Consider the following 21,852-nt stretch of genomic DNA (forward strand, 5'->3'; position numbering starts at 1 on the left):
ACCCCGCCCTACTCCGCCGGGAAGCGCACCCGCACCAGCAAGCCGCCCAGTTCGCCCTGGTCGAGCTGGATCTGCGCCCGGTGCGCCCGGCAGACCTCGCCGACGATCGCCAGCCCCAGGCCGCTGCCGGGGCTGTCGCCGCGCCGGTAGAAGCGCTGGAAGACCCGCTCGCGGTCGGCGGCGGGAATTCCCGGACCATCGTCTTCCACTTCCAGCACGCCCCCCTCCAGCACCCTGAGGATCACGTTGCCGCCCTGCGGGGTGTGCGCCAGCGCGTTGTCCAGCAGGTTGCTGAGCAATTCGTTGAGCAGCGTCGGTTCACCCTGGATCCACACCGGCCCGGCGCTTTCCAGCGCCAGCGAGGCTCCCCGCGCATAGGCCAGCGGCGCCAGCGCCAGGCCCAGTTCCCGGGCCAGGGCGGTCAGGTCGATACGCTCGGCGCCACCCTCGGCAATGGCCTGGGCGCCGCTTTCGATGCGCGCCAGGGAAAGCAGCTGGTTGGCCAGGTGGATCAGGCGGTCGGTGTTCTTCGCCGTGGTCTCCAGGGTCGAACGCCAGGCTTCCGGCTCCTGCTCGCGCAGGCCCAGTTCCAGGCGCGCCTTGAGCGCCGCCAGCGGCGTGCGCAACTCGTGGGCGGCATCGGCGATGAACTGCGACTGCCGCTCGAACAGGCTGCGCAGGCGCTGGGTGAAGTGGTTCAGCGACTCCACCAGCGGCCGCAATTCATGCTGGACCTCTAGCATCGGCAACGGCCGCAGGTCGTCCGGCTGGCGCTCTTCCACCTCGCGGCGCAGGCGATCCAGCGGACGCAGCGCGGCGCTCACCGCCAGCCACACCAGCACCAGCGCGCCGACGCCGAGGACGCCCAGGCGCAGCAGGGTATCGGTCATCAGGCTGCGCGCCATGCGCTCGCGGGCGCCTTCGGTCTCCGCCACGCGGATCTCCGCCATGCCGCTCATGCTCGGTTCGCTGACCGGTTGCAGCAGGCTCACCACGCGTACGTCGACGCCCTGGTAGACGCCGTCGTAGAACTTGGCCAGGGCCGGGTAGTCGTCGGTGCGCAGGGTATCGGCGGGTGCCGCCGGAAGATTCTCGTAGCCGGAGATCATCCGTCCGTGGATGTCGTTGACCTGGTAGAAGATCCGCCCGGCGCTGTCGTAGGCGAAGGTATCCAGTGCCACGTAGGGGACGTCGGCGCGCAGGGTGCCGTCCTTCTCGTAGAGCCCGTCGGCGATCGCCCGCGCCGAGGCCAGCAAGGTCCGGTCGTAGGCGGTGTCGGCCACCTCGCGACCGTTCCAGTAGGCGCTCAGGCCGCTCGCCAGGAGCACCAGCAGCAGGAGCAGGGCCAGCCACAGCAGCAGCCTTCCGCGCAGGCTGCCGGCATCAGTCACCCTGCGCCTCCAGCAGGTAGCCGAGGCCGCGGAAGGTGACGATGCGCACGGCGCCGCCTTCCAGCTTCTTGCGCAGGCGGTGGACGTAGATCTCGATGGCGTCGGCGCTGGCCTCCTCGTCCAGGCCGAAGACCTGGGCGGCCAGTTGCTCCTTGCTCATCACCCGCCCCGGCCGGGCGATCATCGCTTCCAGCACCGCCTGTTCCCGCGAGGTCAGGGTCAGCGGCTGCTCGTCGAGGCTGAAGCGCCGGGTGCCGAGGTCGTAGACCAGGGCGCCGCAGCGCTGCAACTGTTCGCCACCGAGCACGCTGCGGCGCAGCAGGGCCTTGACCCGCGCCTCCAGCTCGGACAGTTCGAAAGGCTTTGCCAGGTAGTCGTCGGCGCCGAGATTGAGGCCGTGCACCCGGTCCTTCACCTCGCCGCGCGCAGTCAGCATCAGCACCGGCAGGGTCTTGCCGCGCCCGCGCAGGCGCGCCAGCACCTCGAAGCCGTCCATCCGCGGCAGGCCGACGTCGAGGATCGCCAGGGCGTACTCCTCGCTGGCCAGAGCCAGGTCGGCGGCCACCCCGTCCTGCAGCAGGTCTACCGTCCAGCCGGCGCCCTTGAGCGCCTGGACCACGCTTTCGGCGAGCTGCGGATGATCTTCCACCAGAAGGATGCGCATGGACGGTTCTCCACCACCGGATGAGGGCACAAGAGGCGAAGTGTACCGGGGAAAACCCTCCGGTAAATGGCTTCTCTGCCACCGGGGATTGCTGAAAGCCTGGCGAAAGCTTGGCGTCTTAGGATCAGTCGATGGACGGCGCAGATCGTCCGCCAAAACGCCCTGCAGCGTGGTGCTCGGCGTACAAGAACAAGAATCGGAGACCACTGCATGTCGACTTCCCTGCCGCAGGCCGCAAGGTCTGTACGTTCGTCCCGCAGCACCACCCTGACCACCACCGCCGTCGTGCTCGCCGGCATCGCGCCCCTGGGCAACGCCGCCGGCTTCCTCGAAGACAGCAAGGCCAGCCTGGAAACCCGCAACTTCTACATGAACCGCGACTTCCGCGACGGCCCCGGCCAGTCCAAGCGCGAGGAGTGGGCGCAAGGCTTCATCCTCAACCTGCAGTCCGGCTACACCCAGGGCACCGTCGGCTTCGGCCTCGACGCCATGGGCATGCTCGGCGTCAAGCTCGACTCCGGCCGCGGCCGCAGCGGTACCGGACTGCTGCCGAAGGATTCCGACGGCCGCGCGCCGGACACCTACTCGAAACTGGGCCTGACCGCCAAGGTCAAGGTCTCGCAGAGCGAGCTGAAGGTCGGCACGCTGATTCCGAAGCTGCCATCGGTACAACCGAACAACGGGCGGATCTTCCCGCAGATATTCGAAGGCGCGCTGCTCACCTCGAAGGAGATCAAGGACCTCGGCTTCACCGCCGGGCGCCTGGAAAAGACCAAGATCCGCGACTCCAGCGACTCCGAGGACCTCGCGCTGAACGACAAGAACGGCCGCTTCGCCGGGGTCAGCGCCGATCACTTCGACCTCGGCGGACTGGACTACAAGCTCACCGACCAACTCACCGCCAGCTATCACTACAGCAACCTGCAGGACGTCTACCGCCAGCACTTCGTCGGCCTGCTGCACAGCTGGCCGATCGGTCCCGGCGAACTGACCAGCGACCTGCGCTTCGCCCGCAGCACCGACAGCGGCTCGGCCAAGGCCGGCGGCATCGACAACAAGTCGCTCAACGGCATGTTCACCTACAGCCTTGGCAACCATGCCTTCGGCGCGGCCTGGCAGCGAATGAACGGCGACGACGCCTTCCCCTACCTGGAAGGCAGCAACCCGTACCTGGTCAACTTCGTCCAGGTCAACGACTTCGCCGGTCCCAAGGAGCGTTCCTGGCAACTGCGCTACGACTACGACTTCGTCGGCCTCGGCATTCCCGGCCTGACCTTCATGACCCGCTACGTCAAGGGCGACAATGTCGAACTCGCCGGGCAGCGCGGCGAAGGCCGCGAATGGGAACGCAACACCGAACTGCAGTACGTGTTCCAGAGCGGCGCGCTGAAGAACCTCGGAATCCGCTGGCGCAACGCGACCTTCCGTTCCAATTTCACCCGCGACATCGATGAGAACCGCCTGATCGTCAGCTATACCCTGCCGATCTGGTAAGCCAGAACAAGAACTCCACAGGAGCACCGATGATGATGAAACTGTCTTTTCGTCCCCTCGCCTTGGTTGCCGCCGGCCTGCTGCTGGCCGGCGCCGCCGTGGCCGAACCCAAGCGTCCCGAATGCATCGCCCCGGCGTCCCCCGGCGGCGGTTTCGACCTCACCTGCAAGCTGGCCCAGAGCGCCCTGGTCGAGGCCAAGCTGCTGAGCAAGCCGATGCGCGTCACCTACATGCCCGGCGGCGTCGGCGCGGTCGCCTATAACGCGGTGGTCGCCCAACGCCCGGGCGACGCCGGCACCATCACCGCCTTCTCCAGCGGCTCGCTGCTGAACCTGGCCCAGGGCAAGTTCGGCCGCTTCGACGAGAACGCGGTGAAATGGCTGGCCGCCATCGGCACCAGCTACGGCGCCATCGCGGTGCGCACCGACTCGCCCTACAAGAACCTCGACGACCTGGTGAAGGCGCTCAAGGCCGACCCGAGCAAGGTGGTGATCGGCTCCGGCGGCACCGTCGGCAGCCAGGACTGGATGCAGACCGCGCTGATCGCCAAGGCCGCCGGGATCAATCCGCGCGACCTGCGCTACGTGGCCCTGGAAGGCGGCGGCGAGATCGCCACCGCGCTGCTCGGCGGGCACATCCAGGTCGGCAGCACCGACATTTCCGACTCCATGCCGCACATCCTCAGCGGCGACATGCGCCTGCTCGCGGTGTTCTCCGAAGAACGCCTGCCGGAGGCGGCGATGGCCAACATCCCCACCGCCAAGGAACAGGGCTACGACATCGTCTGGCCGGTGGTTCGCGGGTTCTACCTCGGGCCGAAGGTCAGCGACGAAGACTACGCCTGGTGGAAGAACGCCTTCGACCAACTGCTGGCCTCCGAGGACTTCGCCAAGCTGCGCGACCAGCGCGAGCTGTTCCCCTTCGCCATGACCGGCGAGGAACTCGACGGCTACGTGAAGCAGCAGGTCCAGCAGTACAAGCAACTGGCCAAGGACTTCGGCCTGATCCAGTAAGCCAGCCCGCGCGCGGCCGGACCCCGGCCGCGCCACGAGGATCGTCCCATGACCCGTTCCAACCTGTACCAGCGCCTGTTCGCCGGGCTCTGGCTGCTCGCCTGCGTCGGCCTGGCGGTCGCCGGCTGGCGTTACCAGGCGCCGTTTTCCTACGAACCGGTCGGCCCGCGCGCCTACCCGCTGCTCTGCCTGGCGCTGATGGGCGCCGGCCTGGCGTGGCTGATCGCGCGGCCGACGCCGATCCGCCACGCCGAGGACGAACAACCGCTGGGCGGCGCCGTGCTGCTCAAGGTGCTCGCCTGCATCGCCCTGCTGCTGGTGTTCGCCGGCCTGTTCGAAACGCTCGGCTTCATCCTCAGCGCCGCCCTGGTCGGCTCCTGCATGGCCATTCTCTACGGCGCCCGGCCAATCCCTGCGGTGGTCACCGCGAGCCTGCTCGGGATCGGCCTCTACTGGCTGTTCGACCGCGCCCTGGACGTCCCGCTGCCGCTGGGCGTTCTCGACTTCCTGCCGCTGTGAGGACTTCGTGATGGAAACCTTGAACTACCTCGGCCAGGGCTTCGGCGTCGCGATGACGCCGACCAACCTGATCACCGCGCTGATCGGCACCCTGATCGGCACCATCGTAGGCCTGCTGCCAGGCCTCGGTCCGATCAACGGCGTGGCACTGCTGATCCCGGTGGCCTTCGCCCTCGGCCTGCCGCCGGAAACCGCGCTGATCCTGCTCGCAGCCGTGTACCTGGGCTGCGAGTACGGCGGGCGGATCAGCTCGATCCTGCTCAACATCCCCGGCGAAGCCTCGACCGTGATGACCACCCTCGACGGCTACCCGATGGCACGCAAGGGCCTGGCCGGCGTGGCCCTGTCGCTGTCGGCCTGGAGTTCGTTCATTGGCGCTTTCATCGCCACCTGCGGGATGGTCCTGTTCGCCCCGCTGCTGGCCAAGTGGGCGATCGCCTTCGGTCCGGCGGAATATTTCGTGCTGATGGTGTTCGCCATCGTCTGCCTCGGCGGGATGGCCGGCGACCGCCCGCTGAAGACCCTGCTGGCGGCGCTGCTCGGGCTGTTCCTGTCGAGCGTCGGGATCGACGCCAACAGCGGCGTGTACCGCTTCACCGGGGACAGCATCCACCTCGCCGACGGCATCCAGTTCGTGGTCCTGGTGCTGGGCCTGTTCTCGGTCAGCGAGATCCTCCTGCTGCTGGAGAAGACCCACCACGGCCAGGAGGCGGTGAAAGCCACCGGACGCATGCTGTTCAACTTCAAGGAGGCCGCCAGCGTATTCCTGGTCAACCTGCGCTGCGGTCTGCTCGGTTTCGTCATGGGCGTACTGCCCGGCGCCGGCGCGACCCTGGCAAGCGCGGTGGCCTATATGACCGAGAAGAAGCTGGCCGGTGCCAAGGGCGAGTTCGGCAAGGGCGACATGCGCGGCCTGGCCGCTCCCGAGACCGCCATCGGCGCCTCCGCCTGCGGCGCCATGGTGCCGATGCTGACCCTCGGCGTGCCCGGCTCGGGTACCACTGCGGTGATGATCGGCGCCCTGACCCTGTACAACATCACTCCCGGCCCGCTGCTGTTCCAGCAGCAACCGGACATCGTCTGGGGCCTGATCGCCTCGCTGTTCATCGCCAACGTCATGCTGATCATCCTCAACGTGCCGATGGTCCGCGTATTCACCCGCATCCTCGCGGTGCCGAACTGGGCCCTGGTGCCGGCCATCGCGATCATCACCGGGATCGGCGTGTACGGCGTGCATGCGACCACCTTCGACCTGTTCCTGATGGTCGGCATCGGCGTGATCGGCTATATCCTGCGCAAGCTCGACTTCCCGCTCTCGCCGCTGCTGCTGGGCTTCATCCTCGGTGGACTGATGGAGCAGAACCTGCGCCGCGCGCTGTCGATCTCCAACGGTGAACTGGGCATCCTCTGGTCGAGCCCGATCAGCCTGGTGACCTGGGCGCTGGTGGTGGTAATGCTGCTGTTGCCGCTGGTCCGCGCCTGGCGCCGCCGCGTGGCCCGTCGCGCGACAGGGCTGGCCGATGCCTGAGCGCGTCACCTGGAGGCTGTACTGGGCGACGCCGCTGGTGGGCGCCCTTGGCGGCTGGCTGGCAAGCCTGGTCGGCTGGCCGCTGCCGTGGATGATCGGCTCGCTGCTTGCGGTGATGCTGGTGCGTTGCCTGGCCGACCTGCCGCTGGCCGAAGTGCCGGGGGCACGCAAGTGCGGGCAATGGATCGTCGGCATCGGCATCGGCCTGCACTTCACCCCGGCAGTGATCGAGCAAGTGCTGGCGCATAGCGTGATCATCGTCTTCGGCGCCGTGGCCACCACGCTTTCCAGCGTGCTGGCGATCGCCTTCATGCGCCGCAGCGGCGAGGACCGCGCCACCGCGTTCTTCGCCAGCATGCCCGGTGGTGCCAGCGAGATGGTCAACCTCGGGCAGCGCCACGGCGCGGTGCTCAGCCGCGTCGCCGCAGCGCAGAGCCTGCGCCTGTTGCTGGTAGTGCTGCTGGTGCCGGCGGCGTTCCAGTACCTGCTCGGCGGCGGCCAGCCAGGCCCGCACCAGGCCGCGCCGGTGGACTGGCACTGGCTGGCCCTGCTGTTCCCGGCCGGGGCGCTGGTCGCGCTGGGCTGGCAGAAGTTGCGCCAACCCAATCCCTGGCTGCTCGGCCCGCTGTTGCTGGCGGCCGGCGTCAGCCTCGGCTTCGACCTGCATATCGGCCTGCCGGCCGGTTCCAGCGGCGTCGGCCAATGGCTGATCGGCAGCGCCCTGGGTTGCCATTTCAACCGCAGTTTCTTCCGCAGCGCTCCAGCCTTCGTCAGTCGTACCCTGGTCTGCACGCTGTGGATGATGTTCGCCGCGGCGCTCGCCGCCGAGTTGCTCGGCTGGCTGACCACCCTCGACCACCAGTCGCTGATGCTCGGCATGATGCCCGGCGGCATCGCCGAGCTGAGCCTGACCGCCGAAGCCTTGCAGCTCTCGGTGCCGCTGGTCACCGCCTTGCAGGTACTGAGGCTATTGCTGGTGCTGTTCCTCGCCGAGCCGTGCTTCCGCTACTGGAGGAAGCGCGCCGGCTGATCGAGCCACGCCGCCACACTGGATGTGTGGCGTTTTCCAGCCCGCCTCGTGCGGGCTTTTTTTTCCGGGCGCGGTCAGAGGCACACAGCGGCACCCACCATGTGAAGAGCTGGGCGACAGCGGCCTTCAGAGGTCCGGCAGCGACCAGTCGATAGGCGTCTTGCCGTTCTGCTCGAGGAACTTGTTGGTGCGGCTGAAGTGGCCGTTGCCGAGGAAACCGCGGTAGGCCGACAACGGCGACGGGTGCGCCGACTTGAGAATCAGGTGGCGCTGCGGGTCGATCAGCTTCTGCTTGCTCTGCGCGTGGCTGCCCCAGAGCAGGAACACCAGGCGCTCGCAACGCTCGTTGACCACCTCGATGACGCGGTCGGTGAACGGCTGCCAGCCGGCATTGGCGTGGGAGCCGGCCTTGGCCTGCTCGACGGTCAGGGAGGTATTGAGCAACAGCACGCCCTGCTCCGCCCAGCGCTGCAGGTAGCCGTTGTTGGGAATCGGGATGTTCAGGTCGCGGTTGAGTTCCTTGTAGATGTTCTGCAAGGACGGCGGCGTCGGCACGCCGGGCTGCACCGAGAAGCACAGGCCGTGGGCCTGGCCTGGTCCGTGGTAGGGATCCTGGCCGATGATCACCACCTTGACGTTCTCCAGCGGCGTGGTGTTCAGCGCGTTGAAGATCAATGGCCCGGGCGGAAAGATCACCTTGCCGGCGGCCTTCTCCTGGCGCAGGAACTCGCCCAGTTGCTTCATGTAGGGCTTGTCGAATTCCTCGCGCAGCGCTTCCTTCCAACTCGCCTCGAGCTTGATGCGGTCGTCGTTATCGGTCATGGAACCCCCTGTCTCGGTACTGAAAAAGTCGTCCGGCCTTTTTCAGAAGGTCGCCGACAGCCTGTGGCCGCGGAACCGTAGAAAAGCCCGCCGCGCTTGTCAATCTCGGGACAGGCGGGCCTCTTCCACCGGATACTTCACGCGCACCCGGTTGCGGTACAGGCACTCGCTGGCCAGCAGGGTGCCGGCCTGGCCCTTTTCCCGGATGTCGCGCCAGATCTCGTTGAGCCTCAGCACCGCATCGCCGTCGCGGACAAAGCGCTGGGCCCTCTCATAGACGTGGTAGCGCACAGGGCGCGGCGCGCTGCACAGCAGTTCGCCTTCCAGTTGGTGGGCGGCGATATGGAAGCGCAGCTGGAAGGTATCCGCCGTCGGATTGTGCAGCACCAGGTCGATGAAGTTGTAGAAGATCGCCGCGCCCGAGCCGAACGGCAGGATCCGTCCCTCGTCGGGAAACGGGTCGAAGCTGTGGTTGGCCCGCTCCACCACGCGCAGCGGGGAATGCAGGGCCATCCAGTGGATCAGGTTGCTCAGTTGGCAGATGCCGCCGCCGATTCCGCTGCGCGCCTCGCCGAAGGACAACTCCATACCTTCGACGAAGCCACGCCGGGCGCTGGGCCGACCGACCAGCCGGCAGAACGAGAAGTACTCGCCGGGGCCGATGCTCACGCCGTTCATGCAGTCCACCGCCAGGCGCAGGTTGACCACCTTGTTGCGTTGCAGGGCGAGGTCGCTGTCGCCGAGGCGGCGGATCAACTTCGAGGTGTGCTTGATGTAGCGGTACGGCAGGCGCTCGTCGATCGATGGCAACCGCACGTAGCGACGGCCGCCAAGACGCCAGCGGCAGTGCCGCCAGAGACGTCGTTGCCAGACCCGCAGCCAGTAGAGCCAGGGGTGGTAGAGCGATAGGGGTTTGCGCATCGACGATCCTTGTCGGTCTCGGCCCACGGGCAGGATGCAGCATTATGCCCGGAGCACTAGCCCTGGTGCAGCGCCCGGTAGTGACTGGGCGCCATGCCCACCACCTTGCGGAACAGCCGCGAGAAGTAATAGGGATCGGCGTAGCCGAGCTGCTCGGCGATCTGCCGCACCTCCAGCGCGCCCTCGTCGAGCAGGCGGCAGGCATGGGCCATCTTCATCTGGATGAAATCCTGGATCGGCGCCTGGCCGGTCAGGGCGCGATAGGTCTTGGCGAAATGGAAGCGCGACAGCTTGAACTGCGCCGCCAGCTCGTCGAGGTTGAGGCTGTCGTGCAGGTGCGCGCGCATCAGCGCCTGCACCGCGTCGATGTCCAGCACCCGTCCGGATTTCAGGCTGGCCCGCGCCGGACGCACCGCCAGCGAGGTGAGCAGGCCCTGCAACAGGTGCGCGGCATGGATGAAGTGCGGCAGGCTGAGGCCCTGGCGACGCAGCGCCAGCAGCGCATCGAACTCCGCCAGCAGGCGCGGCTGCATGCCCAGGCGCAGGCGCGGGGCGCTGCCCAGCGGACGCAGGAAATCCTCCGCCAGTCCGCCTTCGAAATGTACCCAGTAGATGCTCCAGGGCCGCTGCGAGTCGGCGCCGTAGGCATGTTCCCGGCCCTTGGGCAGGACCAGCAGGTCGCCGCCGCCGACCTCGACGCGCTCGCCGGCACACTCCAGCCAGCCGCGTCCGGCCCGGCAGTAGATCAACAGGTTGTCGTCCGGCGCGCGCCGCTGCATGTGGTGGCCATGCGCCTCCGGATAGTAACCGAGGGCCAGCGGGTAGCAGGCCTGGCCGAGCGGATGGCGGGCCAGGGCGCGACGCAGGCGGGGCGGCGTGATGAAACGCACACCCTGGTTGGGCAGGGGCCAGGCGGAGGTCTGTACGGAACGCTTCACGGCGACGCGACTCGGTAGTCTGAATCCCAAGATCGTCCATCCCTTGCGCAAGATCGTCAATCCACAGGCGGCTTGCGGCCGGCTATAACGACTCAAAACAACATCCCGGTCCACCGGGAAGCGGAGGCGACGATGGCCAAGGCAATCCCCCAGCTGATCGACGGCGAATGGCGCGGCAGCCGTTCCCGCGAGCTGGTCGAAGTCACCGATCCGGCGACCCAGGACGTCCTCGCGCTGGCGCCGAAGGCCACCGCCGACGAGATCGAGCAGGCCATCGCCAGCGCCCAGCGCGCCTTCGAGACCTGGCGCGAAGTCCCGGCTCCCGAGCGAGCGCGGTTGATGCTGCGCTACCAGCACCTGCTCAAGGAACACCACGACGAACTCGGCGAACTGCTGGCCCGGGAGACCGGCAAGAACCTCGCCGATGCCAAGGGCGACGTGTGGCGCGGCATCGAGGTGGTCGAACACGCCGCCAACGTGGCCAGCCTGATGATGGGCGAGACGGTGGAAAACGTCGCCCGCGAGATCGACACCGCCAGTTGGATCCAGCCCCTCGGCGTGTGCGCCGGGATCACCCCGTTCAATTTCCCGGCGATGATCCCGCTGTGGATGTTCCCGCTGGCCATCGCCTGCGGCAACACCTTCGTCCTCAAGCCCTCCGAACAGGATCCGCTGACACCCAACCGCCTCGCCGAGCTGTTCCTCGAGGCCGGCGCGCCGAAGGGCGTGCTGCAGGTGATTCATGGCGGCCGCGAGCAGGTCGATGCCCTCCTCACCCACCCGGACATCCGGGCGATTTCCTTCGTCGGCTCGGTCGCCGTCGGCCAGCACGTGTACCGCACCGGCACCGCGCACCTGAAGCGGGTGCAGGCCTTCGCCGGGGCGAAGAACCACATGGTGATCCTCCCCGACGCGAACAAGGCCCAGGTTCTCGGCAACCTGGTCGGCGCCAGTTGCGGCGCCGCCGGCCAGCGCTGCATGGCGATCAGCGCGGCGGTGTTCGTCGGCGCGGCGCGCGAGTGGATTCCCGAACTGGCCGAGCGGATGGCCGCCCTGCGCCCCGGCCACTGGCAGGACCCGGACGCCGCCTATGGTCCGCTGATCAGCCCGCAGGCGCGCCAGCGCGTGCTGCGCCTGATCGCCGAAGGCAAGGCGGAAGGCGCCGAGTGCCTGCTCGACGGCTCGCAGTGCCAGGTCGAAGGCTATCCCAACGGCAACTGGCTCGGTCCCACCCTGTTCCGCGCAGTGACGCCGAAGATGGGCCTGTACCGCGAGGAAATCTTCGGCCCGGTGCTGGCCTGCCTGGAGGTGGAAAGCCTGGAAGAGGCCATCGCCCTGGTCAACGCCAACCCCTATGGCAATGGAACAAGCCTGTTCACCCGCTCCGGCGGCGCCGCTCGGCGCTACCAGCACGCGGTGCAGGTCGGCCAGGTGGGTATCAACGTACCGATCCCGGTACCGCTGCCGTTCTTCTCCTTCACCGGCTGGAAGGGTTCCTTCTACGGCGACCTGCACGCCTACGGCAAGCAGGCTGTGCGCTTCTATACCGAGACCAAGACCGTCACCAGCCGCTGGTTCGACGATGAACCGACGACCGACGAATCGTCGGCCGGCCCGAACATGACCATCCATCTCAAGTGACCCGAGGACCTATGGATTTCGACCTCACCGAAGAACAACGCCTGCTGGTGGAGAGCGCCCGCGCCTTCGCCCGCCACGAACTGGCGCCGAAGGCGGCCGACTGGGACCGCGACCATCACTTCCCGGAGGAAGTCATCCGCGCCGCCGCCGAACAGGGCTACCTCGGCCTGTACATCGCCGAGGAAGACGGCGGCCTGGGCCTGTCGCGGCTGTCCACTTCGCTGATCTTCGAGCAACTGGCCGCCGGCTGCGTGGCCACTACCGCCTACATCAGCATCCACAACATGGCCGCCTGGATGCTCGCCTCGTTCGGCGACGCGGCGCTGAAGGAGGCCTGGCTGCCCGGCCTGATCGGCGGCGAGTCGCTCGCCTCCTATTGCCTGACCGAGCCCGATGCCGGCTCCGACGCCGCGCGCCTGCGCACCCGCGCCCGCCGCGAGGGCGACGAATACGTGCTGGACGGCAGCAAGTGCTTCATTTCCGGCGCCGGCAGCACCCAGGTGCTGATCGTCATGGCGCGCACCGGCGAGGACGGCGCCAGGGGCATCTCCTGCTTCCTGGTACCGGCCGACGCGCCCGGCATCCGCTACGGCCGCAACGAGGACAAGATGGGCTGGCGCGCGCAGCCGACCCGCACCATCACCTTCGAAGGCGTGCGCATCCCCGCCGGCAACCGCATCGGCCCGGAGGGCCAGGGCTTCGTCTATGCCATGAAAGGCCTCGACGGCGGCCGCCTGAACATCGCCAGTTGTTCCCTGGGCGCCGCCCAGGCGGCGCTGGAGCAGTCGATGCGCTACGTCGAGGAGCGCGAGCAGTTCGGCAAGCCGCTGGCGACCTTCCAGGCCTTGCAGTTCAAGCTCGCCGACATGCTCACCGAACTCACCGCCAGCCGCCAGATGGTCCGCCTCGGCGCCCATCGGCTGGACCGCGGCGACGCCGAGGCGACCCTGTACTGCGCAATGGCCAAGCGCTTCGCCACCGACCGCTGCTTCGATGTCTGCAACGAGGCCTTGCAACTGCACGGCGGCTACGGCTATCTCAACGATTATCCGCTGGAGCGCTGGGTACGCGACACCCGCGTGCACCAGATCCTCGAAGGCACCAACGAAATCATGCGGGTGATCGTCGCCCGCCGCCTGCTGGAGCAGGGCGGCATGCTCGATCGCCTGCTGTGAACGCCGCGAACCATCGCATCCGATAGTGCCGGGACGCCCCGGCCCATGATCCAGTGAGGGACTTCATGAACACTGCCGTCGAACCCTACAAGGCTTCCTCCTTCGACCTGACCCACAAGCTCACCGTGGAAAAGCACGGGCACACCGCGCTGATCACCATCAACCACCCGCCGGCCAACACCTGGGACCGCGACTCGCTGATCGGCCTCCGCCAACTGATCGAGCACCTCAACCGCGACGACGATATCTACGCCCTGGTAGTGACCGGCCAGGGGCCGAAGTTCTTCTCCGCCGGCGCCGACCTGAACATGTTCGCCGACGGCGACAAGGCCCGCGCTCGCGAGATGGCCCGCCGCTTCGGCGAAGCCTTCGAGGCGCTGCGCGATTTCCGCGGGGTGTCGATCGCGGCGATCAACGGCTACGCCATGGGCGGCGGGCTGGAGTGCGCCCTCGCCTGCGACATCCGCATCGCCGAGCGCCAGGCGCAGATGGCCCTGCCGGAGGCCGCGGTGGGCCTGCTGCCCTGCGCCGGCGGGACCCAGGCGCTGCCCTGGCTGGTGGGCGAAGGCTGGGCCAAGCGGATGATCCTCTGCAACGAGCGGGTGGATGCGGAAACCGCCCTGCGCATCGGCCTGGTCGAACAGGTGGTGGACAGCGGCGAGGCGCGCGGCGCCGCCCTGCTGCTGGCGGCCAAGGTGGCACGCCAGAGCCCGGTGGCGATCCGCACCATCAAGCCGCTGATCCAGGGTGCCCGCGAACGCGCGCCGAACACCTGGCTGCCGGAGGAGCGCGAGCGCTTCGTCGATCTGTTCGACGCCCAGGACACCCGCGAAGGGGTCAACGCCTTCCTCGAGAAGCGCGATCCCAAGTGGCGCAACTGCTGAGCCTTCCCATCGAACCCGGCGGGCTGCGCCACAGCCCGCCCGAGCCGAGAGCCCCGACATGAACGTGCTTTTCGAAGAACGCCCGAGCCTGCATGGCTTCCGCATCGGCATTGCCACCCTGGATGCGGAAAAGAGTCTGAACGCCCTGTCCCTGCCGATGATCGAGACCCTGGCGGCGAAACTCGACGCCTGGGCCGAGGACGCCGGCATCGCCTGCGTGCTGTTGCGCGGCAACGGCGCCAAGGCCTTTTGCGCCGGCGGCGACGTGCGCAAGCTGGTGGACGCCTGCCGCGAGCAACCCGGCGAGGTACCGGCCCTGGCGCGACGCTTCTTCGCCGATGAATACCGCCTCGACTACCGCATCCATACCTACCCGAAACCCTTCATCTGCTGGGCCCACGGCTATGTGATGGGTGGCGGCATGGGGCTGATGCAGGGTGCCGGGATTCGCATCGTCACCCCGTCCAGCCGCCTGGCGATGCCGGAGATCGGCATCGGCCTGTACCCAGACGTCGGCGCCAGCTGGTTCCTCGCCCGCCTGCCCGGCAGGCTCGGCCTGTTCCTCGGCCTGAGCGCGGCGCAGATGAACGCCCGCGACGCTCTCGACCTCGACCTGGCCGACCGCTTCCTTCTCGACGACCAGCAGGACGCCCTGCTCGCCGGCCTGGTGCAGATGAACTGGAACGAGTCGCCCCAAGTGCAACTTCACAGCCTGCTTCGCGCCCTCGAACACGAGGCCCGCGGCGAACTGCCGGAGGCCCAGTTGCTCCCGCGCCGGCCGCGCCTGGACGCACTGCTCGACCAGCCGGACCTGGCGAGCGCCTGGCAGGCGCTGGTGGCGCTGCGCGACGACGCCGACCCGCTGCTTGCGCGTGGCGCGAAGACCCTGGCCGAGGGCTGCCCGATGACCGCGCATCTGGTCTGGCAGCAGATCGAGCGTGCGCGCTACCTGTCGCTGGCCGAGGTGTTCCGCCTGGAATACGCCATGAGCCTGAACTGCACGCGCCATCCGGACTTCGCCGAGGGGGTACGCGCAAGGCTGATCGATCGCGACAACGCACCGAACTGGCATTGGCCGCAGGTGGAATCGATCCCGCAGGCGGTGATCGAGGCGCACTTCGAGCCGACCTGGGAGGGCGAGCATCCGCTGGCGGGGCTCTGATCCGCCGCGCCGCCCTCTGCCGAAGGAGGGCGCGGGCCCGCCACGTCCATAGCGTCTAAGCTGTTTCACAGCATCCCCAAGAGGCCTCGCGGCCGCCACAGGAGGAGCTCCATGAAACAGATCGCCTTCATCGGCCTCGGCCACATGGGCGCGCCGATGGCCACCAACCTGCTCAAGGCCGGCTACCTGCTGAACGTCTTCGACCTGGTGCAGAGCGCCGTCGACGGCCTGGTCGCCGCCGGCGCCAGCGCCGCCCGCAGCGCCCGCGACGCGGTGCAGGGCGCCGACGTGGTCATCAGCATGCTGCCGGCCAGCCAGCACGTCGAAGGCCTGTACCTCGACGACGATGGCCTGCTCGCGCACATCGCCCCCGGCACCCTGGTGCTGGAATGCTCGACCATCGCCCCGACCTCGGCGCGCAAGGTCCACGCCGCCGCCCGCGAGCGCGGCCTGGCGATGCTCGACGCGCCGGTGTCCGGCGGCACTGCCGGCGCGGCAGCCGGCACCCTGACCTTCATGGTCGGCGGCGACGACGAAGCCCTGGAGAAGGCCCGGCCGCTGTTCGAGGCCATGGGTCGCAACATCTTCCATGCCGGCCCCGACGGCGCCGGCCAGGTGGCCAAGGTGTGCAACAACCAGCTCCTCGCGGTGCTGATGATCGGTACCGCAGAAGCCATGGCCCTGGGCGTGGCCAACGGCCTCGACGCGAAGGTGCTGGCCGAGATCATGCGCCGCAGCTCCGGTGGCAACTGGGCGCTGGAAGTCTACAACCCCTGGCCGGGGGTTATGGAGAACGCTCCGGCGTCGCGCGACTACAGCGGCGGCTTCATGGCCCAGTTGATGGCCAAGGACCTCGGGCTGGCCCAGGAAGCCGCCCAGGCCAGCGCCAGCAGCACGCCGATGGGCAGCCTGGCGCTGAGCCTGTACCGTCTGCTGCTGAAGCAGGGCTATGCGGAGCGGGACTTTTCCGTGGTGCAGAAATTGTTCGATCCGACCCAAGGCCAATAGACAGGCAGGCGGGTCCGCGCCCAGGCTGGTCGATTCGACGATGCGAGGAGCCCGCCTTGAACGCCCTGCTGCTGCGTTACCGTTTCCGCCTGCTGTTCTTTTCCACCGTGCTGTTCACGGCGATCCTCGGCCTGCCGTCGAGCACCAAGCCACGGGTGCTCGGCAGCCTCCTGCTGCTGGTGCTGGCCGGGATGAACACCTTGCGCAGACGCAGTCCGCTGGTCTACCTGACGGCCTTCTTCGGCCTGTTCAGCCTGGCCCTGTACACCACTGCGGACTTCAGCAGTCCCTACTCCAGCCTGCCGCCCGGCCTGCTGCGCGGGCTGAGCCTGATCCTGCTGTACCTGACCCTGTTCGCCGCGCTGTTCCGCCGCGTCACCCAGGAGCGCCCGGTGACCCACGAGCTGCTCTACGGACTCTGCGCGCTCTACCTGCAGATGGCGCTGGCCTTCGCTCTCGCCTACTACATGGTCGAACAGATGCAGCCGGCCAGCTTCATCGCCAGCCATGGCGCACTCGGCCTGGATACCTTCGTCTACTACAGCCTGGTGACCCTGACCACCGTGGGCTACGGCGACATCCAGGCGATCAACCCGCTGGCGCGCCTGCTGGCCGGCAGCGAGGGAGTGATCGGGGTCCTGTTCATCGCCCTCGCCGTGGCCCGCAGCCTGACCCTGATGAGCGACAGCGAGGAGGTCTGATTATTAAGCTGGGCTAACGAGTGCATCCCCCGCGCAGCGGTTTATCCCGGCGAGCGCAGGGCGGATGATGCTGATCGACGCCGCTCTGCGGCATTTCTCGAACGGAAGGTGCAGCATGAAAATCGCCCTGATCGGCGCCACCGGCCACGTCGGCCACTATTTCCTCAACGAAGCCCTGCAACGCGGCCACGCGGTGACCGCCCTGGTCCGCGACCCGAGCAAGCTGGCGGCGCGCGACGGCCTCTGCGTAGTGCAGGCGGACGTCAGCGACCCGGCCCAGGTGGCCAGCGCCGTGGCAGGCCACGAGGTGGTCATCAGCGCTTTCAACGGCGGCTGGGGTAGCGCCGACCTCCGCGCCCGCCACGCCGCCGGCAGCCAGGCCATTCTCGACGGCGTGAAACGCTCCGGCGTGCCGCGCCTGCTGGTTCTCGGCGGCGCCGGGAGCCTGGAGATCGCCCCCGGCCAGCGCCTGGTGGACAGCCCGGAATTCCCCGAGCAGTGGAAGCAGGGCGCCCTCGGCGCCGCCGACGCCCTCGACCAACTGCGCGGCGAGCAACGACTGGACTGGGTGTTCCTCAGCCCGGCGATGCTCCTCGAACCCGGCCAGCGCAGCGGCAAGTTCCGCCTCGGCGGCGACCAGGTTCTGTTCGACGCCAAGGGCGAGAGCCGGATTTCCCTGGAAGACCTGGCGGTAGCCATGCTCGACGAGGCCGAGCAGCCCCGTCATCATCGCCAGCGCTTCACCGTGGCCTACTGAAAAGACCAGGCGCCCCTCTCGGGCGCCTTCGTCGTCAGCCTTCGGACTTCGCCGCCGGCGTGACGATATCGAACCAGAAGTCGAAGTCGCCGAGCATGCCGAACAGTTGCCCCAGCAACAGCGGATTGCCGGAACTCTTCAGCTTGCCCTCGAAGACCAGGCGTACCGCCGATACCTCTTTGAGCAGCAGCCGGTTGAGATCGGCGCGGTCGATGCTCACGGTCTGCCCGGCGTCCTCGCTCTGCACGCCGCGCAGGTTGTTCAGGTGCGAGTTCTTCAGTTCCAGCAGGTAGTTCTCACCGATGTCCGGCAGGCGCAGGTTGATGCTCAGCGCCTTGCCCTCCGCAGCGCCGGCGTCCAGGCGCACGCCGAGATAGTCGAACAGCAGGCCGGTGTCCATCGCCGCCAGGGCATCGGCGCTGCCGGCCTTCATCGTCGGCTGGTCGCGCGGTACGCCGTGGCGCAGTTCGTAGGCGGCGCTGAGGTAGCTGTTGCGCCAGCCGGCGTTCTCCGCCTGGTAGCCGAGCTGCTCCAGGGCGTCGGCCTGCAGCTCGCGCGCGGCCCGGTTATCCGGCTCGGCGAAGACCAGCCTGTTGACCACCTCGACCACCCAGCGGTATTCGCCCCTGGCGTACGACGCCCGCGCTTGCTCCAGCAGGCGCTCGGCGCCGCCCATGTATTCCACGTAGCGGCCCGCCGAGTCCTCCGGGCTGAGCGGGTCGAGGCTCGCCGGGTTGCCGTCGTAGTAGCCCAGGTAGCGGTTCAGCACGGCCCGTGCGTTATGGCTGACCGAGCCGTGGTAGCCGCGGTCGTACCATTCCTGGTCGAGGCTGGGCGGCAGGCGCAGGCGGTTGTGCACCTGGCCGATGGTCACGCCCTGGTTGGCCAGGTGCAGGGTCTGGTCGTGCAGGAAGCCGTACAGGTCACGCTGCTTCTCCAGCACCTCGACGATCTCCGCGTTGCCCCAGCGCGGCCAGTTGTGCACTGCGAACATCACCTCGGCCTGCCTGCCGAAACGATGCAGCGCCTGGTTGATGTACTTGCTCCAGCCCAGCGCATCACGTACCTCGGCGCCGCGCAGGGTGTACAGGTTGTGCAGGGTGCCGACCACGTTTTCGGCCATCAGCAGGGCCTTCTGCCGCGGCAGCCAGATGTTCATCTCCGCCGGCGATTCGGTACCCGGCGTGTTCTGGAAGGTGAACGGCACGCCGTCCAGCACCAGGTCCTCGCCCTCGCCTTCGATCAGGCGGGTCGGCGCCAGCAGGCTCAGCGGTCCGCGCGCCAATCCCTTGCCGATGGCCATGTCGACCTGCCCCTGCGGCCCCTTGGGCAGTTGCGTGCCGTACTGGTAGGTGGCGCGGCGCATCATGGCGTTGCCGGCCAGGACGTTCTCCTTGATCGCCGCCTCCATGAAGCCGGCCGGAGCGATGATCTGCACCGCGCCGCTGGCGACCTGCTGTGGCTCTACCAGACCGCGCACGCCTCCAAAGTGATCGGCGTGGGCGTGGCTGTAGATCACCGTACGGATCGGCCTCTCGCCCAGCTCGCGGCTGACCAGTTCGTAGGCCGCCCTGGCGGTGGCCGGGGTGGTCAGGGTGTCGACCACGATCCAGCCGCTGTCGCCGCGGATGAAGGTGATGTTGGCCAGGTCGAAGCCGCGCACCTGGTAGATACCCTCGGCAACCTCGAACAAGCCGTACTTGAGATTGAGCAGGGCCTGGCGTTGCAGGCTGGGATTGATGCTGTCGCGAGGCTTGCCGTCGAGGAGGAAGTCGTAGCCACCGAGCTGCCAGGCGACGCTGCCGTCGGGGTTGCGGATGAGTAACCGCTCCGGGCGCCGGATCAGGCCGCGTTCGGCGCGCTCGAAGTCGGCGCGGTCGGCGAAGGGCAATTCCGCTTCGACCCGCCGCTGGGCCTCGACGGTGAAGGCACTGGGCGGTTTGGGCGCGGTGGTTTCGGCGGCGCCGGCGAGCAGCGGGGCGAGCGCCAGGAGTGCAAGCAGACGGCTCATCGGATACTCCGTTTTATTGTTGTGGGCTTCGGCTGGCACTATGCCGAGCGGCACGGCAATAATTCCAATGCATTCCAGGTCCACATTCGATGCGGAGTCCGCATGAGCGATCTACGCCAGTTCCGCCACTTCGTCGCCCTCGCCGAGCACGGCCACTATGCCCGCGCCGCCGAAGCGGTGAATCTCAGCCAGCCGGCGCTGTCACGCAGCATCCAGGCGCTGGAGGGACAGTTGGGTTGCACCCTGGTGGAGCGCGGCAGCCGCGGCGTGGCCCTCACGGCCCACGGCCGGCTGGTGCTGGAACACGCTCGGCGCCTGCTGGCCGGGCATCGCGCACTGCACAACGCGGTGAGCCAGTTGGCCAATCTCGACAGCGGCGAGCTACGCCTGGGCGGCGGTCCCTTCCCCGCCGCACGGCTGTTGCCCGAGGCACTGGCCGGTTTCTCCAGCGCCCACCCACGCGTGCGCGTCGTACTGCTCATCGAAGACTGGCAGACCCTACGCCAGCGCCTGCTGGATGACGCCGTCGAACTCTTCGTCGCCGATATCCGCGAGCTGCAAGGCGATCCGCAGTTGCGCATCCACCCGCTACGCGAGTATCCCGGCGTACTCTTCTGCCGCCCCGGCCATCCGTTGCTGCGTCTGGTGAGGCCGAGCGCCGAGCAACTGGCCGACTACCCGCTGGCCGGCCCGCGCCTGCCCGAGGCAGTCCGCGGCGACCTGGCGCGCCTGCTGCAACGCGAAGAACCGCTCGGCATACAGTGCGACGACGTGCTGATGCTCAAGGGCCTGGTCGGCTCCAGCGAGCTGATCAGCCTGGCGCCCTGGGACGTGGTTGCCGCCGACGTCGAGGCCGGCCGCCTAGCGCTGCTGCCCTGGCCCGCCGGCTCCGAGCCCGCCCGCGCCAAGGGCTCCGCCTACGGTCTGGTCAGCCGCGCCGGCCGCAGCCTGTCGCCGGCCGCGGCAGTGTTCGTCGAGCGGGTGCTGGAACAGGACCGGCGCTTCGCCGCCACCTGAGGATCAGCGCCAGCGAGCGTCGTCGCGGCGCTCCTGCCAGGAACGGTTCCAGTCGCGCCCGCGGTTGTCACGGTCGCGGTCGTGATAGCGCTCGTAGCGGTAGTCGGGACGATGCCGGTGGTCGTTGCGGTCGTAGACCACGCAGGCCGACAGCGGCAGGACGAGGATCAGCAGGGAAAGCAAACGACGCATGGCGCCTCCTGTGCGGTTCCGGCCTCTCCTGCGGATGCGGGAGGATTGCCTGTTCCGGAACCTGCACATCGGACTGCGCGGCGCGCGGACGGTGCCCGCGGCGAGAGTAAAGCCTGGGTAAATCAGCCGAGGCTACGCAGGTGCAGGACGCCGAACAGCAGCACCTGGAGGCGCTCCAGCCAAGGTGCCGGGCGCGCCTTGAGACGCCCGTTGAGCAGCAGGATCTCGGCGGCATGGACCAGCACCAGCACGCCGGACAACAGCAGGATCGGTCGATGCAACTCGCCCAGCGGGTAGGCCAGGTTGACCAGCGCGACGAGCCAGAACATCGCCAGGGCGCCCTTGGCGAACGACAGAAAATGACTCATGGGAACCTCCTCGTTTCGGTATCGGCAGAGTGTGCCGAGCAAATGCGCCAAGAGGGTCCGCACTTTCGACTGGAAAGCACGACGGCGCCCGCAAGCGCCGCCTTTCCTTGCGCACCTCAGTTGCGCCAGCGAGGTGTCCCGCCCTGCTGGCCCTGGTGTCCCGGACGATCCTGCCGACCGTGTTGTTGCCAGCGTTGCGGAGAATGCCCGCGCCATTGCGGCTGGCCGCCGCGCTGCCAGTTGCCCGGATGCCGCTCGCCACGATGGGCCGGGCGCGATTCGTGGTAGCGCTGCTGGTAGCGATATTGCTCGCGCCGGTAGTCGCGGTGGCCATCGTAGCGGCGTGGCGCCGGGTAGTAGCGTTGGTCGTAGTAGCGCGTCGAGTAGTAGCGCCGTTCGCTGCGCCAGCCATCGTCATACACGCGATAGCGCGGCACTTCGTAGGCGTAGCCGTAGGGCTGGCCGCGATAGTGGCGCCAATCGCCGTCATCGTAGTCGTAGTCATACACCGCGCAGCCACCCAGGCTGGCGAGAAGCAGAAGAAGCGGGACTCTCAGGAATGTGCGCCACATGGCAGCCTCCTGCGGCCCCGCTGCCGACCGGCCGGACGACCGGC

The 21,852-nt window shown here is 68.1% G+C and carries 22 protein-coding genes; 13 read left to right on the top strand and 9 right to left on the bottom strand.

Annotated elements, in window-relative coordinates:
- Window positions 1-8: 8 nt before the first annotated feature.
- Window positions 9-1,391 carry a sensor histidine kinase gene (locus LJF27_RS28730; protein WP_003101943.1) on the bottom strand — a complete coding sequence of 461 codons (1,383 nt, stop codon included), beginning with the start codon at window positions 1,389-1,391 and terminating at the stop codon, window positions 9-11.
- Window positions 1,384-2,055 carry a response regulator gene (locus LJF27_RS28735; RefSeq protein ID WP_003085524.1) on the bottom strand — a complete coding sequence of 224 codons (672 nt, stop codon included), beginning with the start codon at window positions 2,053-2,055 and terminating at the stop codon, window positions 1,384-1,386. Before LJF27_RS28735 ends, LJF27_RS28730 begins: the two co-directional genes overlap by 8 nt.
- A 210-nt stretch (window positions 2,056-2,265) precedes the next feature.
- Between LJF27_RS28735 and LJF27_RS28740 the strand changes: the two genes are divergently transcribed.
- The 5 genes from LJF27_RS28740 to LJF27_RS28760 are packed head-to-tail and all read left to right on the top strand — an operon-like array spanning window position 2,266 to window position 7,639.
- Window positions 2,266-3,549, top strand: a complete 1,284-nt coding sequence (locus LJF27_RS28740; protein ID WP_003116508.1) for an OprD family porin — start codon at window positions 2,266-2,268, stop codon at window positions 3,547-3,549.
- Window positions 3,550-3,578: 29 nt separating this feature from the next.
- Complete coding sequence (locus LJF27_RS28745; protein WP_003085519.1) at window positions 3,579-4,562, top strand: tripartite tricarboxylate transporter substrate binding protein; 984 nt, start codon at window positions 3,579-3,581, stop codon at window positions 4,560-4,562.
- Between the two features lie 48 nt (window positions 4,563-4,610).
- Window positions 4,611-5,081 (top strand): tripartite tricarboxylate transporter TctB family protein, encoded by a 471-nt coding sequence (locus LJF27_RS28750; protein WP_003101933.1) that lies wholly within the window; start codon window positions 4,611-4,613, stop codon window positions 5,079-5,081.
- Between the two features lie 10 nt (window positions 5,082-5,091).
- On the top strand, window positions 5,092-6,609 hold the full coding sequence (locus tag LJF27_RS28755; RefSeq protein ID WP_003116509.1) for a tripartite tricarboxylate transporter permease: 1,518 nt from the start codon (window positions 5,092-5,094) through the stop codon (window positions 6,607-6,609).
- Window positions 6,602-7,639, top strand: a complete 1,038-nt coding sequence (locus tag LJF27_RS28760; RefSeq protein WP_003114172.1) for an AbrB family transcriptional regulator — start codon at window positions 6,602-6,604, stop codon at window positions 7,637-7,639. The genes LJF27_RS28755 and LJF27_RS28760 overlap by 8 nt, the downstream gene beginning before the upstream one ends.
- Window positions 7,640-7,765: 126 nt before the next feature.
- Here LJF27_RS28760 and ung read toward each other — a convergent pair whose 3' ends face one another.
- From ung to LJF27_RS28775, 3 genes are all read right to left on the bottom strand, one after another.
- On the bottom strand, window positions 7,766-8,461 hold the full coding sequence (gene ung / locus LJF27_RS28765) for a uracil-DNA glycosylase (RefSeq protein ID WP_003106436.1): 696 nt from the start codon (window positions 8,459-8,461) through the stop codon (window positions 7,766-7,768).
- Between the two features lie 99 nt (window positions 8,462-8,560).
- Entirely contained in the window at window positions 8,561-9,382 is an 822-nt protein-coding gene (locus tag LJF27_RS28770) for a VanW family protein (RefSeq protein WP_003106439.1), read from the bottom strand.
- A 56-nt stretch (window positions 9,383-9,438) separates the two neighbouring features.
- Window positions 9,439-10,320, bottom strand: coding sequence for an AraC family transcriptional regulator (locus tag LJF27_RS28775; protein WP_003106441.1), 882 nt, complete (start codon window positions 10,318-10,320; stop codon window positions 9,439-9,441).
- Window positions 10,321-10,452: 132 nt separating this feature from the next.
- Here LJF27_RS28775 and LJF27_RS28780 point away from each other — a divergent pair, with 132 nt between their 5' ends.
- The 7 genes from LJF27_RS28780 (at window position 10,453) to LJF27_RS28810 (ending at window position 17,648) form a co-directional block, all read left to right on the top strand.
- Window positions 10,453-11,961: a CoA-acylating methylmalonate-semialdehyde dehydrogenase gene (locus LJF27_RS28780; protein ID WP_003116510.1), complete on the top strand. Its 1,509-nt coding sequence runs from the start codon at window positions 10,453-10,455 to the stop codon at window positions 11,959-11,961.
- A gap of 11 nt (window positions 11,962-11,972) precedes the next feature.
- Window positions 11,973-13,136, top strand: coding sequence for an isobutyryl-CoA dehydrogenase (locus LJF27_RS28785; protein WP_003116511.1), 1,164 nt, complete (start codon window positions 11,973-11,975; stop codon window positions 13,134-13,136).
- Window positions 13,137-13,201: 65 nt separating this feature from the next.
- Entirely contained in the window at window positions 13,202-14,020 is an 819-nt protein-coding gene (locus LJF27_RS28790) for an enoyl-CoA hydratase (RefSeq protein WP_003085498.1), read from the top strand.
- Between the two features lie 58 nt (window positions 14,021-14,078).
- Window positions 14,079-15,182 carry an enoyl-CoA hydratase/isomerase family protein gene (locus LJF27_RS28795; protein ID WP_003120788.1) on the top strand — a complete coding sequence of 368 codons (1,104 nt, stop codon included), beginning with the start codon at window positions 14,079-14,081 and terminating at the stop codon, window positions 15,180-15,182.
- A 111-nt stretch (window positions 15,183-15,293) separates the two neighbouring features.
- On the top strand, window positions 15,294-16,190 hold the full coding sequence (mmsB, locus tag LJF27_RS28800; protein ID WP_010793850.1) for a 3-hydroxyisobutyrate dehydrogenase: 897 nt from the start codon (window positions 15,294-15,296) through the stop codon (window positions 16,188-16,190).
- A 56-nt stretch (window positions 16,191-16,246) separates the two neighbouring features.
- Window positions 16,247-16,891 carry a potassium channel family protein gene (locus LJF27_RS28805; protein ID WP_003085490.1) on the top strand — a complete coding sequence of 215 codons (645 nt, stop codon included), beginning with the start codon at window positions 16,247-16,249 and terminating at the stop codon, window positions 16,889-16,891.
- A 115-nt stretch (window positions 16,892-17,006) separates the two neighbouring features.
- The gene (locus tag LJF27_RS28810) at window positions 17,007-17,648 is read left to right on the top strand and encodes an NAD(P)-dependent oxidoreductase (RefSeq protein WP_003110820.1); all 642 of its coding nucleotides are present in this window, start codon (window positions 17,007-17,009) and stop codon (window positions 17,646-17,648) included.
- Window positions 17,649-17,682: 34 nt separating this feature from the next.
- On the opposite strand, the gene LJF27_RS28815 is transcribed toward LJF27_RS28810, so the two are convergent.
- Entirely contained in the window at window positions 17,683-19,659 is a 1,977-nt protein-coding gene (locus LJF27_RS28815; protein ID WP_004348205.1) for an alkyl/aryl-sulfatase, read from the bottom strand.
- Between the two features lie 102 nt (window positions 19,660-19,761).
- Here LJF27_RS28815 and LJF27_RS28820 point away from each other — a divergent pair, with 102 nt between their 5' ends.
- Window positions 19,762-20,676, top strand: a complete 915-nt coding sequence (locus tag LJF27_RS28820; RefSeq protein ID WP_003098349.1) for a LysR family transcriptional regulator — start codon at window positions 19,762-19,764, stop codon at window positions 20,674-20,676.
- 3 nt (window positions 20,677-20,679) lie between these two features.
- Here LJF27_RS28820 and LJF27_RS28825 read toward each other — a convergent pair whose 3' ends face one another.
- The 3 genes from LJF27_RS28825 to LJF27_RS28835 form a co-directional block, all read right to left on the bottom strand.
- Complete coding sequence (locus LJF27_RS28825; RefSeq protein WP_003098351.1) at window positions 20,680-20,868, bottom strand: hypothetical protein; 189 nt, start codon at window positions 20,866-20,868, stop codon at window positions 20,680-20,682.
- A gap of 122 nt (window positions 20,869-20,990) precedes the next feature.
- Window positions 20,991-21,236, bottom strand: coding sequence for a DUF1145 domain-containing protein (locus LJF27_RS28830; RefSeq protein WP_003085479.1), 246 nt, complete (start codon window positions 21,234-21,236; stop codon window positions 20,991-20,993).
- 116 nt (window positions 21,237-21,352) lie between these two features.
- Window positions 21,353-21,808, bottom strand: a complete 456-nt coding sequence (locus LJF27_RS28835; RefSeq protein WP_003114164.1) for a hypothetical protein — start codon at window positions 21,806-21,808, stop codon at window positions 21,353-21,355.
- Between the last annotated feature and the right edge of the window lie 44 nt (window positions 21,809-21,852).

Origin of the sequence: Pseudomonas sp. 203-8 (assembly GCF_020708595.1) — a bacterium.
Taxonomy (GTDB): domain Bacteria; phylum Pseudomonadota; class Gammaproteobacteria; order Pseudomonadales; family Pseudomonadaceae; genus Pseudomonas; species Pseudomonas aeruginosa.

What these genes read in the sequence shown, in the direction of transcription:
- LJF27_RS28735 (WP_003085524.1), bottom strand. Translation starts at nt 2,055, where the DNA reads ATGCGCATCCTTCTGGTGGAAGATCATCCGCAGCTCGCCGAAAGCGTG.
- LJF27_RS28740 (WP_003116508.1), top strand. Translation starts at nt 2,266, where the DNA reads ATGTCGACTTCCCTGCCGCAGGCCGCAAGGTCTGTACGTTCGTCCCGC.
- LJF27_RS28745 (WP_003085519.1), top strand. Translation starts at nt 3,579, where the DNA reads ATGATGATGAAACTGTCTTTTCGTCCCCTCGCCTTGGTTGCCGCCGGC.
- LJF27_RS28750 (WP_003101933.1), top strand. Translation starts at nt 4,611, where the DNA reads ATGACCCGTTCCAACCTGTACCAGCGCCTGTTCGCCGGGCTCTGGCTG.
- LJF27_RS28755 (WP_003116509.1), top strand. Translation starts at nt 5,092, where the DNA reads ATGGAAACCTTGAACTACCTCGGCCAGGGCTTCGGCGTCGCGATGACG.
- LJF27_RS28760 (WP_003114172.1), top strand. Translation starts at nt 6,602, where the DNA reads ATGCCTGAGCGCGTCACCTGGAGGCTGTACTGGGCGACGCCGCTGGTG.
- ung (WP_003106436.1), bottom strand. Translation starts at nt 8,461, where the DNA reads ATGACCGATAACGACGACCGCATCAAGCTCGAGGCGAGTTGGAAGGAA.
- LJF27_RS28770 (WP_003106439.1), bottom strand. Translation starts at nt 9,382, where the DNA reads ATGCGCAAACCCCTATCGCTCTACCACCCCTGGCTCTACTGGCTGCGG.
- LJF27_RS28780 (WP_003116510.1), top strand. Translation starts at nt 10,453, where the DNA reads ATGGCCAAGGCAATCCCCCAGCTGATCGACGGCGAATGGCGCGGCAGC.
- LJF27_RS28785 (WP_003116511.1), top strand. Translation starts at nt 11,973, where the DNA reads ATGGATTTCGACCTCACCGAAGAACAACGCCTGCTGGTGGAGAGCGCC.
- LJF27_RS28790 (WP_003085498.1), top strand. Translation starts at nt 13,202, where the DNA reads ATGAACACTGCCGTCGAACCCTACAAGGCTTCCTCCTTCGACCTGACC.
- LJF27_RS28795 (WP_003120788.1), top strand. Translation starts at nt 14,079, where the DNA reads ATGAACGTGCTTTTCGAAGAACGCCCGAGCCTGCATGGCTTCCGCATC.
- mmsB (WP_010793850.1), top strand. Translation starts at nt 15,294, where the DNA reads ATGAAACAGATCGCCTTCATCGGCCTCGGCCACATGGGCGCGCCGATG.
- LJF27_RS28810 (WP_003110820.1), top strand. Translation starts at nt 17,007, where the DNA reads ATGAAAATCGCCCTGATCGGCGCCACCGGCCACGTCGGCCACTATTTC.
- LJF27_RS28815 (WP_004348205.1), bottom strand. Translation starts at nt 19,659, where the DNA reads ATGAGCCGTCTGCTTGCACTCCTGGCGCTCGCCCCGCTGCTCGCCGGC.
- LJF27_RS28820 (WP_003098349.1), top strand. Translation starts at nt 19,762, where the DNA reads ATGAGCGATCTACGCCAGTTCCGCCACTTCGTCGCCCTCGCCGAGCAC.
- LJF27_RS28825 (WP_003098351.1), bottom strand. Translation starts at nt 20,868, where the DNA reads ATGCGTCGTTTGCTTTCCCTGCTGATCCTCGTCCTGCCGCTGTCGGCC.
- LJF27_RS28830 (WP_003085479.1), bottom strand. Translation starts at nt 21,236, where the DNA reads ATGAGTCATTTTCTGTCGTTCGCCAAGGGCGCCCTGGCGATGTTCTGG.
- LJF27_RS28835 (WP_003114164.1), bottom strand. Translation starts at nt 21,808, where the DNA reads ATGTGGCGCACATTCCTGAGAGTCCCGCTTCTTCTGCTTCTCGCCAGC.